Source organism: Streptomyces sp. NPDC034099 (genome assembly GCF_055575415.1).
Window position 1 is genome coordinate 696,204 of sequence record NZ_JBVISR010000001.1, and the last position, 11,743, is coordinate 707,946.

General features: G+C 73.6%; 11 protein-coding genes. 5 read left to right on the forward strand and 6 right to left on the reverse strand.

Annotated features, from left to right (window positions below; genetic code table 11):
• Nucleotides 1-134: 134 nt before the first annotated feature.
• From tsaE to alr, 3 genes are all read right to left on the reverse strand, one after another.
• Complete coding sequence (gene tsaE / locus ACZ56V_RS03180) at nucleotides 135-695, reverse strand: tRNA (adenosine(37)-N6)-threonylcarbamoyltransferase complex ATPase subunit type 1 TsaE (RefSeq protein ID WP_398912310.1); 561 nt, start codon at nucleotides 693-695, stop codon at nucleotides 135-137.
• Nucleotides 661-1,920: an alpha/beta fold hydrolase gene (locus ACZ56V_RS03185; protein ID WP_467380444.1), complete on the reverse strand. Its 1,260-nt coding sequence runs from the start codon at nucleotides 1,918-1,920 to the stop codon at nucleotides 661-663. The genes tsaE and ACZ56V_RS03185 overlap by 35 nt, the downstream gene beginning before the upstream one ends.
• A gap of 102 nt (nucleotides 1,921-2,022) precedes the next feature.
• Entirely contained in the window at nucleotides 2,023-3,192 is a 1,170-nt protein-coding gene (alr, locus tag ACZ56V_RS03190; protein WP_398912308.1) for an alanine racemase, read from the reverse strand.
• A 63-nt stretch (nucleotides 3,193-3,255) separates the two neighbouring features.
• Between alr and ACZ56V_RS03195 the strand changes: the two genes are divergently transcribed.
• A complete protein-coding gene (locus ACZ56V_RS03195; RefSeq protein ID WP_356364131.1) occupies nucleotides 3,256-3,627 on the forward strand; it encodes a holo-ACP synthase in 372 nt (123 codons plus the stop codon).
• A 361-nt stretch (nucleotides 3,628-3,988) separates the two neighbouring features.
• Here ACZ56V_RS03195 and ACZ56V_RS03200 read toward each other — a convergent pair whose 3' ends face one another.
• Nucleotides 3,989-4,597: a helix-turn-helix domain-containing protein gene (locus ACZ56V_RS03200; RefSeq protein ID WP_398912307.1), complete on the reverse strand. Its 609-nt coding sequence runs from the start codon at nucleotides 4,595-4,597 to the stop codon at nucleotides 3,989-3,991.
• 79 nt (nucleotides 4,598-4,676) lie between these two features.
• Here ACZ56V_RS03200 and ACZ56V_RS03205 point away from each other — a divergent pair, with 79 nt between their 5' ends.
• Nucleotides 4,677-6,143: an NAD(P)H-hydrate dehydratase gene (locus ACZ56V_RS03205; RefSeq protein ID WP_468938801.1), complete on the forward strand. Its 1,467-nt coding sequence runs from the start codon at nucleotides 4,677-4,679 to the stop codon at nucleotides 6,141-6,143.
• 40 nt (nucleotides 6,144-6,183) lie between these two features.
• On the forward strand, nucleotides 6,184-6,651 hold the full coding sequence (locus ACZ56V_RS03210) for an ASCH domain-containing protein (RefSeq protein ID WP_467380438.1): 468 nt from the start codon (nucleotides 6,184-6,186) through the stop codon (nucleotides 6,649-6,651).
• A 15-nt stretch (nucleotides 6,652-6,666) separates the two neighbouring features.
• On the opposite strand, the gene glmS is transcribed toward ACZ56V_RS03210, so the two are convergent.
• Together glmS and ACZ56V_RS03220 are read right to left on the reverse strand one after the other, a co-directional pair.
• On the reverse strand, nucleotides 6,667-8,517 hold the full coding sequence (gene glmS / locus ACZ56V_RS03215) for a glutamine--fructose-6-phosphate transaminase (isomerizing) (protein WP_398912303.1): 1,851 nt from the start codon (nucleotides 8,515-8,517) through the stop codon (nucleotides 6,667-6,669).
• 111 nt (nucleotides 8,518-8,628) lie between these two features.
• Nucleotides 8,629-9,435, reverse strand: coding sequence for a hypothetical protein (locus tag ACZ56V_RS03220; protein WP_468938805.1), 807 nt, complete (start codon nucleotides 9,433-9,435; stop codon nucleotides 8,629-8,631).
• Between the two features lie 237 nt (nucleotides 9,436-9,672).
• On the opposite strand from ACZ56V_RS03220, the gene coaA reads away from it, so the two are divergent.
• Both coaA and ACZ56V_RS03230 read left to right on the forward strand, forming a co-directional pair.
• Nucleotides 9,673-10,662, forward strand: coding sequence for a type I pantothenate kinase (gene coaA / locus ACZ56V_RS03225; RefSeq protein WP_398912301.1), 990 nt, complete (start codon nucleotides 9,673-9,675; stop codon nucleotides 10,660-10,662).
• Nucleotides 10,663-10,741: 79 nt separating this feature from the next.
• Nucleotides 10,742-11,692, forward strand: a complete 951-nt coding sequence (locus ACZ56V_RS03230) for a DUF389 domain-containing protein (RefSeq protein WP_467380433.1) — start codon at nucleotides 10,742-10,744, stop codon at nucleotides 11,690-11,692.
• The last annotated feature ends 51 nt before the right edge of the window (nucleotides 11,693-11,743 follow it).

Sequence of the window (11,743 nt, forward strand, 5' to 3'; positions counted from 1 at the left end):
AAGCTCGGGGGCGGGCGCAGTAAGGCATGCCTAACTACGAACTGAGTACCATGTGACCACGCGCGAGTCCCCGAGCGCAATCTTTTGCCGACGACCTGTCGGAAAATCCCGCGGGAGGCGCCCCGCCGGGCGGCTCAGCCGGCGAGGACGCTCACGTCCGCCGTGGCCCAACGCTCGCCGAGGCCGGTCACCGTCACGTGCCGCACCTCGTCGGTGGTGTCGCCGACGGCCCGGTCGATGCGGACCCGCAGCCGGTCCTCGGTCAGCTCCTCGACCTTGCCCTCGCCCCACTCGACCACGATCACCGAGTCGGACAGGGAGACGTCGAGGTCGAGGTCCTCCATCTCGTCCAGGCCGCCGGACAGCCGGTAGGCGTCCACGTGGACGAGCGGCGGACCGTCGCCGAGCGGCGGGTGCACACGGGCGATCACGAAGGTCGGGGAGGTCACGGCACCCCGCACGTCGAGGCCCTCGCCGAGCCCCCGGGTCAGCGTCGTCTTGCCCGCGCCCAGCTCCCCGCTGAGCATGACCAGGTCACCGGCGCGCAGCAGCCCGGCGAGCCTGCGGCCCAGGTCCCGCATCTGCTCGGGCGAGGTGACGGTGATCTCGACGCCGGGGGACGCGACGCCGGGGGACGGGGCGGAGGAGGGACCGGTGGGCTCAGCCGGGCCCCGCGCTGCTGCTGGTGCTTCCATAGCCGTCCACGGTAACCGCTGCCGGCACGGCGCCCGCGCGGGCGAGCAGGTCGGCGAGGCGGTCGGTGACCAGCTCGGGGTGTTCCAGCATCACCAGGTGCCCCGCGTCCGGGACGAGCACCAGCTCGGCGTCCGGCAGCAGACCGGCGATCGCCTCGCTGTGCTCGCTCGGCGTCACCAGGTCCCGCACCCCGGCCAGGACCAGGACCGGGAGCCCGGCGAAGTGGGCGAGCGCCTCGGTCTTGTCGTGGTCGTTGAAGGCCGGGTAGTACTCGGCGACGACGTCGATCGGCGTCGACTCGATCATCCGCTCGGCGAACCGGGCCACGGCCGGGTCCACGTCCCGGGACGCGAACGAGTACCGCTTGATGATCCCGGCGAACAGGTCCGCCGTCGCCCGCCGTCCCCGCTCCACCAGCTCGGCCCGCTGCCCCAGCGCCTTGAGCACGCCCGGCAGCACCCGCCGCACCGCGTTGACGCCGGCCACCGGAAGCCCGAAGTTGACCTCGCCGAGCCGCCCGGACGACGTACCGACGAGGGCGACGGCGACGACGCGCTCGCTGATCAGGTCGGGGAAGGCGTCGGCCAGCGCCATCACGGTCATGCCGCCCATGGAGTGCCCGACCAGCACGATCGGGCCCTCGGGTGCGGCCGCGTCGATGACGGCCTTCAGGTCGCGGCCCAGCTCGTCGATGCTGACCGGCCGGTCGTCCCGCGTCTGGGCGACGCCCCGCCCGGACCGGCCGTGGCTGCGCTGGTCCCAGTAGACGGTGCGGACGACTCCCCTGAGGGCCGCCCGCTGGAAGTGCCAGGAGTCCTGGTTGAGGCAGTAGCCGTGACTGAAGACGACGGTGACGGGCGCGGGCGCCTTGCGGCCGAACAGCCGCCTGCGGCGCGGGGCGCGGTCGGCCTCGGTCTCCGGGTCGGGGTCGTCGACCTCGTAGTACAGCTCGGTGCCGTCCTCGGCGTACGCCCTGCCGGGGGTGCCGCGCAGTCCGCCGTACGGGCCCGCCGAGTCGAGGGCGAGGCGGGCCTTGCGGCGCATCCCGCGGCCGACGGTGAGCCGTTCTATCGCCACGCCGGCCGCGGCCCCCGCCGCGACCACGCCTATCGCGACCCCGGCGATGCCGGTCGCCCGGCGCCAGCCGCCCGCGGCGGCCTCGGTGGCGGCCTCCGTGGCGGAGGCGACGGCCGCCGCGACGGCCTCCCCGCTGCTCTCGCTCACGTAACCGCTCCTCTTCCACCGGGTTCGCCGGTTCACCGGGCCGCTGTGCGCCTACCCGCTGCCGATCGCTGTTTCACCTGGACGCGCGTCGCCGCGGACCGGTCACTCGTTGACGTAGACGCGCGGGACGCGGCTTCCGATCCGGGTGACGATCTCGTACGCGATGGTGCCCGCCGCCTGGGCCCAGTCCTCGGCGGTGGGCTCGCCGCGGTCGCCGGGCCCGAACAGCACCGCCTCGGCGCCCGGCTCGGGCCGGTCGCCGCCCAGGTCGACGACGAACTGGTCCATCGCGATCCGCCCCGCGACCGTGCGCCACTTGCCGTCGACCAGGACGGGACCGGTGGAGGAGGCGTGGCGCGGGACGCCGTCCGCGTAGCCGAGCGGGACGAGGCCGAGGGTGGTCTCGCCGGGGGTGGTGTAGTGGTGCCCGTAGCTGACGCCGTGGTCGCCGGGGACCTGCTTGACCAGGGCCAGCGAGGCGGCCAGCGTCATCACGGGGCGCAGTCCGAAGTCGGCCGGGGTGCCGATCTCGGGGCTGGGCGAGACGCCGTACATCGCGATGCCAGGCCGTACGAGGTCGAAGTGGGCGTCGGGGAGGGTGAGGGTGGCCGGCGAGTTGGCGATGTGCCGCACCTCGGGGCGCAGGCCCTGCCCTTCGGCGTACGCCGTCATCTCCCGGAAGCGGGTGAGCTGCGCGGCGATGGAGGGGTGGCCGGGCTCGTCGGCGCAGGCGAAGTGGGACCAGAGCCCGGTGACCCGCAGCAGCCCCTCCCCCTCGGCGCGCAGGGCGGCGCCGACCAGCTCCTCCCAGTCCTCGCCGGGCTGGCAGCCGTTGCGGCCGAGCCCGGTGTCGGCCTTGAGCTGCACGCGTGCGGGCACCCCGGCCGCCCGTGCCGCATCGACGACCTCCTCCATGGCCCACATTCCGCTGACGGACACGTCGAGGCGGGCCTCGACGGCCTCGCGCCAGGGCCCGCCGGGCGTCCAGAGCCAGCACATGACGCGTACGTCGTCCGGCAGTCCGGCCTCCGCGGTCCGCAGGGCGAGGGCCTCCTGCGGGGTGGCGGTACCGAGCCAGGTCGCGCCCGCCTGGACGGCGGCGCGGGCGCAGGGGATGGCGCCGTGGCCGTAGGCGTCCGCCTTGACGACGGCCATGAGGGCCGCGCCGGGGGCCCGTTCGCGCAGGGCGCGGACGTTGGCCCGCAGGGCGGCCAGGTCGATCTCGGCCCGGGCGCGCAGTACCGCGTCCCGCCGAGCAGCTGTCTCACTCATCGTGCCCCCTAGTCTCTCAGAGCACCCGGCCGCCTCCGCCCCGCAGTGGTTAGGGTGCCGGGCATGAGCATCATCGGGGTCGGGATCGACGTGGCCGAGGTCGAGCGGTTCGGGGCGTCGCTGGAGCGCACACCGGCCCTTGCGGCGCGGCTCTTCCTGGAGAGCGAGTTGCTGCTGCCGGGCGGCGGGCGCCGGGGCGTCGCCTCGCTCGCCGCCCGCTTCGCGGCGAAGGAGGCGCTGGCCAAGGCGCTGGGCGCGCCGGCGGGGCTGCTGTGGACGGACGCCGAGGTGTACGTCGAGGACAGCGGGCAGCCGCGGCTGCGGGTCTCGGGGACGGTGGCGGCGCGGGCGGCGGAGCTGGGCGTGGCGTCGTGGCACGTCTCGCTGAGCCACGACGCGGGGATCGCGTCGGCGGTGGTGATCGCGGAGGGCTAGGAGGTGTCGCCCGGATCAGGTCGGCTCCGGGCGACGGCGCCCTGGTGCCGACCCGAGTGGGGGCGATGAGGGTCCTGCCCGCGCGAGCGCGGTCGAGCAGGGGCCGACGGGAAGGCCGCGGCGGCTCGTCGGTGCCGAGAGCGGGCGAGCCGGTGCGTCCACGGGCGTGGCGGGGGCGAAGAGAGACGGCGACGGCCCGGCCCGGGGTCCCGGACGCGGAAGAGGGACGGCGGCAGCCCGGCCCGGGGCTCCGACGCCAAAGAAGGGCTGGCGACGGCCCGGTCGGGGCGTTCCGGACCCGCGCCCGCGGCGTGAACCGGCGTACGGCCCCCGGCCCCAGCCCCCGGCGCCCGCCGCGCGGTCAGTCGCCGGTCGGGCGGACCCGGATGTGCATGCGCTCGCCCTGTGCTCCGTACAGGGCGATCCACTCGACGGGCTGGTCCCCGGCGTTGGCGATGCCGTGCGGGACGCGGGTGTCGAACTCCGCCGTCTCCCCCGCCGTCAGGACCAGGTCGTGCTCGCCGAGGGCGAGGAGCAGGCGGCCGGAGAGGATGTAGAGCCACTCGTGGCCCTCGTGCGACCCCTGATCGGGCCGGGGCGTCCACTCGGTCCGCGGGGTGGCCGGGGCGGGGAGGATCTGCTTGTAGGCGTGCAGGCCGTCGTTCGGGTTCCGGGTGAGCGGGACCCACGTCTGTCCGTGCCGGGTGAAGGGCCGGGGATGGACGCGGGGGTCGCCGGTGCGCGAGCCGACGAGTTCGTCCAGGGGCAGCCGGTGCGCCCGGGCCAGCGGCAGCAGGTGCCGCAGTCCCGGCTCGCGCTGCCCCGACTCCAGCCGGGACAGGGTGCTCACGGAGACGCCGGTGACGGCGGCGAGCTGGGCCAGCGTCAGTCCGCGGGCCTGCCGGATGGCGCGCAGGCGGGCCCCGAGCGAGGTCATCACCTGTGTCGTCTCGTCGTCACCGCCGCTCATGGGTCCACTGTCCCCCATCGCGGATTCCGGGGAGCGGCGGGCCGTGCGTGTTCCCGGCGTACGGGGAAGACTCGACGGCATGCGGACTGCGTACAGCGTGGAAACGGTCAGGAACGCCGAACGGGAGCTGATGGTCCGGCTGCCGGAGGGGGCGCTGATGCAACGGGCCGCGGCGGGACTGGCCGCCGCCTGCGCCCAGGTGCTGGTCCGGGTGGCCGGGCGGGTCTACGGCAGCCGGGTGGTGCTGCTGGTCGGCAGCGGCGACAACGGCGGCGACGCCCTGTACGCCGGCGCGCGGCTGGCCCGGCGGGGCGCGGGCGTGACGGCGGTGCTGCTCGCGCCGGACCGGGCGCACGGCGGCGGCCTGGCGGCGCTGCGGCGGGCCGGCGGGCGGGTCGTGGAGGGCGGGGCCTCCGGTGCCGCCGGGGAGTCCATCGCGCGGGCCGACCTGGTCCTGGACGGCATCGTAGGGATCGGCGGCAAGGGCGGGCTGCGGGAGGCGGCGGTGCCGCTGGCGGACGCGGCCGCGCGGTCCCGGGCCGCCGTCGTCGCCGTCGACCTGCCGAGCGGGGTCGACGCGGACACGGGTCAGGTGCGGGGGGACGCGGTCCGCGCCGACCTGACGGTGGCGTTCGGGACGCACAAGCCGGGGCTGCTGATCGATCCGGCGCGGGAGTACGCGGGTGCGGTGCGGCTGGTGGACATCGGCCTGCCGCTGCCCGCCGAGGCGGCCGAACTGGAGGCGTTGCAGCACGCGGACGTGGCACGTCTGCTGCCGGTTCCGGCGGCCGAGAGCGACAAGTACCGGCGCGGGGTCGTGGGCATCGCCGCCGGCTCGGCCCGCTACCCCGGCGCGGCCGTGCTCGCCGTCGCGGGCGCCCTGCGGGCCGGGGCCGGGGCGGTGCGGTACGTCGGCCCGGCCGGGGACGCGGTGATCGCCCGTTTCCCGGAGACGCTCGTGTCCGACCAGGGGCCGAAGCGGGCGGGGCGGGTGCAGGCGTGGGTGGTCGGACCGGGCGCCGGTGACGACGCGGCGACGGTGGCGGAGGTACTCGCGGCAGAGGTGCCGGTGCTGATCGACGCGGACGGCCTGCGGCTTGCCGACGCGGACGCGGTACGGGCGCGCAGCGCACCGACGCTGATGACCCCGCACGCCGGGGAGGCGGCGGCGCTGCTCGGGGTGGGCCGGGAGGAGGTCGAGGAGTCGCGGCTGGCCTCGGTGCGCGAACTGGCGGCGCGGTACGGCGCGACGGTGCTGCTGAAGGGCTCGACGACCCTGGTGGCCAGTGCGAAGGGCGGCCCCGTCCGGGTCAACGCGACGGGGACCTCGTGGCTCGCCACGGCCGGCAGCGGGGATGTGCTGTCCGGCCTGGCGGGGTCACTGCTCGCGGCGGGCCTGTCGGCGCTGGACGCGGGGACCGTGGGCGCGTACCTGCACGGCCTGGCGGGCCGCTTCGCGACGGAGGGGGCACCGGCGGGGGCGCACGACGTGGCCGAGGCGATCCCGCGGGCCTGGCGGGATGTACGGGGAGTGCGGGAGGACTGAACCGGGGTCCGGGCGCGGGCCTCCCCAGTACGGTGATCACATGACCCCCGCACCGGACCCGGCCCCGCCCCTCACGGACCTCGACTCGCTCCCCAGGGCCGAGTTCGGCTTTCCCGGGCCCCTGCGCGACCGGCTCGTCGCGGCCGTCCTCGACGGTTCGAAGACCTCCACGACCGGCCTCGTCGCCGACTACGCGCACGAGGGCGAGCCGCTGCCGCGGGCCGGGCGCCGCGAGGTGGTCGTCGACTCGCGCGAACTCCCCGTCGCCGTCATCGAGGTGACGGAGGTACGCGTCGTCCCGCTCGCCGACGTGGACCTCGCCCACGCGGTCGACGAGGGCGAGGGGTACACCGGCGTGGCCGAGTGGCGTGCGGGCCACGAGCGGTTCTGGCACGGCGAGGAGATGCGCGCGGCGCTGGACGACCCGGAGTTCACGGTGGACGACACGACACCGACCGTCCTGGAACGCTTCCGGGTCGTCACCGTGCTGCCCGCCACCGGGCGCTGAGGAACCGTCGCGGTTCTACTCCACCGTCACCGACTTCGCCAGGTTCCGCGGCTGGTCCACCTCGTTGCCCCGCGCCGTGGCCAGTTCGCAGGCGAAGACCTGCAACGGCACCGTGGTCACCAGGGGTTGCAGCAGGGTCGGGGTGGCCGGCACCCGGACGAGGTGGTCGGCGTAGGGGACGACCGCCTCGTCGCCCTCCTCGGCGATGACGATGGTGCGGGCGCCGCGGGCGCGGATCTCCTGGATATTGGACACGATCTTGTCGTGCAGGATCGACCGGCCGCGCGGGGACGGCACCACGACCACGACCGGCAGGTCCTCCTCGATCAGCGCGATCGGCCCGTGCTTCAGCTCGCCCGCCGCGAAGCCCTCGGCGTGCATGTACGCCAACTCCTTGAGCTTGAGGGCGCCCTCGAGGGCGACGGGGTGGCCGACGTGCCGGCCCAGGAAGAGCACCGTCTTCTTGTGGGCGAGCGAGCGCGCCAGTTCCCGTACGGGGTCCATGGTCCCCAGGACCCGTGCGACCGCGTCGGAGATGCCGGACAGGTCGCGGACGACGTCGCCGATCTCGTCGCCGTACTTCGTGCCGCGCACCTGGCCCAGGTACAGGGCGACCAGGTAGCAGGCCACGAGCTGGGTGAGGAAGGCCTTGGTGGAGGCGACGGCGACCTCGGGGCCCGCGTGGGTGTAGAGCACGGCGTCGGACTCGCGGGGGATCGTCGAGCCGTTGGTGTTGCAGATGGCGAGGACCCTGGCGCCCTGTTCGCGGGCGTGGCGCAGGGCCATGAGGGTGTCCATGGTCTCGCCCGACTGGGAGATCGCGACGACCAGGGTCCGCTGGTCGAGGATGGGGTCGCGGTAGCGGAACTCGCTGGCCAGCTCCACCTCGCAGGGGATCCGCGTCCAGTGCTCGATGGCGTACTTGGCGATCAGTCCGGCGTGGAAGGCCGTACCGCAGGCGACGACGACGACCTTGTCCACCTCCCGGAGCACCCCGGCGGGGATGCGCACCTCGTCCAGGCTCAGCGTGCCGGAGCCGTCGATGCGGCCGAGGAGGGTGTCGGCGACGGCCTTCGGCTGCTCGGCGATCTCCTTGAGCATGAAGGAGGCGTAGCCGGCCTTCTCGGCGGCCGAGGCGTCCCAGTCGACGTGGTAGGACCGGACGTCGGCCGGGGTGCCGTCGAAGGCGGTGACGCTGACGCCCTCGTCCCGGCGCAGTTCGACGACCTGGTCCTGGCCCAGCTCGACGGCGTCCCGGGTGTGGGCGATGAAGGCCGCGACGTCCGAGGCCAGGAAGTACTCGCCCTCCCCCACGCCCACCACGAGCGGCGAGTTGCGGCGCGCGCCCACCACCACGTCCGGCGCGTCGGCGTGCACCGCGACCAGCGTGAACGCGCCCTCCAGCCGCCGGCACACCAGCCGCATCGCCTCGGCGAGGTCGGCGCAGGACGAGTACTCCTCGGCGAGCAGGTGGGCGACGACCTCGGTGTCGGTCTCCGAACCCAAGGCGTGGCCGCGCTCCGCCAACTCGGCCCGCAGCGGCGCGAAGTTCTCGATGATGCCATTGTGGACCACGGCCACCCGGCCCGCGTTGTCGAGGTGCGGGTGGGCGTTGGCGTCGGTGGGTCCGCCGTGGGTGGCCCAGCGGGTGTGGCCGATGCCGGTGGCGGCGGACGGCAGCGGGTGTTCGGACAGTTCCTTGTCGAGGTTGACGAGCTTGCCGGCCCGCTTGGCGGTGGCGAGGCCGCCGTCGGCGAGCACGGCGACGCCCGCCGAGTCGTACCCCCGGTATTCGAGCCGCTTCAGTCCGGCCATCACGACGTCGAGTGCCGACTGAGGCCCTACGTATCCCACGATTCCGCACATACGCGGCAGCCTACGAGCAAGATCGGTGATGAAGCGATCCCGAAGCGGCCGTTCTGTGCCCGAAATCGGAAATTCCCACCGGGGTACGAACGCCGTCCGCGCCCCCGGGGGTCAGCCGAGCTTGGCGACCTGCGCGTCGACGACCTCGGCGGGGACCTTGAATTCCGCGCCGGTCATCATCGAGGAGAGGTTGACGGCGCTGAAGGTGGCGAGGGTGGCGCCCTTGCGGACCACGACGACCTTCATGAGCCCGGGCGTCTCCTTGCCGACGTTCACGCGGAGGTCGACGGCGACGGCCTCGTCCCCACCCTCGGGGGCCGTGGCCGTGGCGACCTTCACGATCTTCATCTTGTCGCTGCCCGCCGTCGCGAGGAACCCGCCGGCGCACTTGTCGGCCGCCGCGCCCAGGTCCTTCAGCGCCTGCTCGGCACCGCCGTCCGAGTAGGAGGCGAGGTTCAGCATGATCTTGTCGACGCTGACGTCGATCATGTCCTGGCCGTCCGGGCCCTTGCTCTCGGAGGGCGCCTCCGTCTGGCCCTGCCAGGAGCGCTTCACGCTCGCCGCCGGGTCGCCCTGGGCCACTGCGGACTGGGCGAGGGCGAGCGGCAGACAGGCCTCGTCGTCGGTCGAGACCTGGCCCTTCGCCACGTCGTCCTTCGCCGGCACCTTGGTGGTGACCTCGCCGTTCTTGACGTCGGCCTGGACGAGGGCGACCTTCTCCAGGTCCGCGGCGGTCAGCGCCTTGCCCGCCGGGGCGGACTCGCCGGAGTCGCCCGCCGGGGCGGACTGCTCCGCCTTGGCCTTGCCGTCACCGGCCGCGCCGTCGTCGTCGGACGACCCGCCGCAGGCGGTGACGAGCAGGGCGAGGGCGGCGGCGGAGGCCGCGAGGGCGGTACGGCGGACAGCGATGGAACTCACTTCGGCACTCTTTCGTCGGGATGCGGGTGGACCCAAAGGGCCAGGTGATGTCGGATTGCGCCGGATTCTGTCGAGTTACATCGAGACAGAGGTTTGAATCCGGTCGACTTTGCCCGCACCTTACCTACGGCAATCGCACGTACGATCGAAATCAGTCGGCCGAGACCCGACTGTGATCTCACCCGGGCGTGACACACCCCACCTGCCGCCCCGTTCGTACTCCGTTAACAATGGACTGTGATCTCTCCGGTCCCCTCGATACCCCGGAGCGCCCACCGGCATCGGCCGGAGGCGACTCCCTACGTCGACCTCACCCGCTCCGAGTGGAGCGCGCTGCGCGACAAGACGCCGCAGCCGCTGACCGCCGAGGAGGTCGAGAAGCTGCGCGGCCTCGGCGACGTCATCGACCTCGACGAGGTGCGGGACATCTACCTCCCGCTGTCCCGGCTCCTCAACCTCTACGTCGGCGCCACCGACGGTCTGCGCGGCGCGCTCAACACCTTCCTCGGCGAGCAGGGCTCCCAGTCCGGCACCCCCTTCGTCATAGGGGTCGCCGGTTCGGTCGCGGTCGGCAAGTCCACCGTCGCCCGTCTGCTCCAGGCGCTGCTCTCCCGCTGGCCCGAGCACCCGCGCGTGGAGCTGGTCACCACCGACGGCTTCCTGCTGCCGACGCGCGAGCTGGAGGCACGGGGTCTGATGTCGCGGAAGGGTTTCCCCGAGTCGTACGACCGCCGGGCGCTGACCCGGTTCGTCGCCGACATCAAGGCGGGCAAGGCGGAGGTGACCGCCCCGGTCTACTCCCACCTGATCTACGACATCGTCCCGGACCAGCGGCTCGTGGTCCGCCGCCCCGACATCCTGATCGTCGAGGGCCTGAACGTGCTCCAGCCCGCGCTGCCCGGCAAGGACGGCCGCACCAGGGTCGGACTCGCCGACTACTTCGACTTCAGCGTGTACGTCGACGCGCGCACCGAGGACATCGAGCGCTGGTACCTCAACCGCTTCCGCAAGCTGCGCGCGACCGCCTTCCAGAACCCGTCCTCGTACTTCCGCAAGTACACGCAGGTGTCGGAGGAGGAGGCCCTCGACTACGCCCGCACCACCTGGCGCACCATCAACAAGCCCAACCTGGTGGAGAACGTGGCCCCCACCCGGGGCCGGGCCACCCTGGTGCTGCGCAAGGGCCCCGACCACAAGGTGCAGCGCCTGAGCCTGCGCAAGCTGTGAGGCGGGGGTGCATGCGGGCCGGGCGGCGCGTGCGGGACGGGCGGCGCGTGCGGGACGGGCGGCGCGATAGAAATACCGGATGCTGCATCTGCGCCTGATCACCCCGGCCGACCGCACCGACGAGGTGGTCCGCCTGATCGACCGTACGGTCGGCACCACCCATCTCGTCGTCCTGCCGGGCGCCGCCCGCGAACCGGAGGGCGACGTCGTCATGTGCGACGTGGCCCGCGAGGCCGGTGACGAACTCATCAACGGCCTGCGCGCGTTGGGCATCGACAGCTGCGGCGCCATCACCGCCGAGAACATCGACCTGTCGCTGTCCGAGCGCGCCGACCAGGCGGAGCGGGACGCGCCCGGCGAGGCCGCCGACGCGGTGCTGTGGGAGCAGTTGGAGGAGGCGACGCACGAGGAGTCGACGCTCTCCATCACCTACGTCGCCTTCATCACGCTCGCCACGATGATCGCGGCCTGCGGTGTCGTCCTCGACAACGCCATCCTGATCGTGGGCGCGATGGCGGTCGGCCCGGAGTTCGGCCCGCTGGCCGGCATCTGCACGGCGATCGTCCAGCGGGCCCCGCGGCTCGCCCTGCGCTCGGCCATCGCCCTGCTGGTGGGCTTCGCCGTGGCGATGGCGGTGACGGTGGGCTTCAGCTGGATCATGACCGAGTTCGGCCAGTTCAGCGAGGGCAAGCTGGAGGGCGACCGCCCCAACACCGGCTTCGTCTACGCCCCCGACGCCTTCTCGTTCGTGGTGGCGGTCCTGGCCGGCATCGCGGGCACGCTGTCCCTCACCTCGGCGAAGTCCGGCGCCCTGGTGGGCGTCGCCATCTCGGTCACCACGGTCCCGGCGGCCGCCAACGCCGCCGTCGCCCTGAGCTTCGGCGACACCAACCAGACGGTGGGCTCCACCGAACAACTCCTGCTCAACCTGGCAGGCATCGTGGTAGCCGGAACCTTGACCCTGCTGGCCCAGAAGGCACTGTGGTCAACCCAGCGCAACCGACTGACCAAACCAGACAACACCGGGTGAGGATCCCTGCCTGAGGGGCGCGGGGCTCTGCTGATGTGCGGCTCCGCCGCG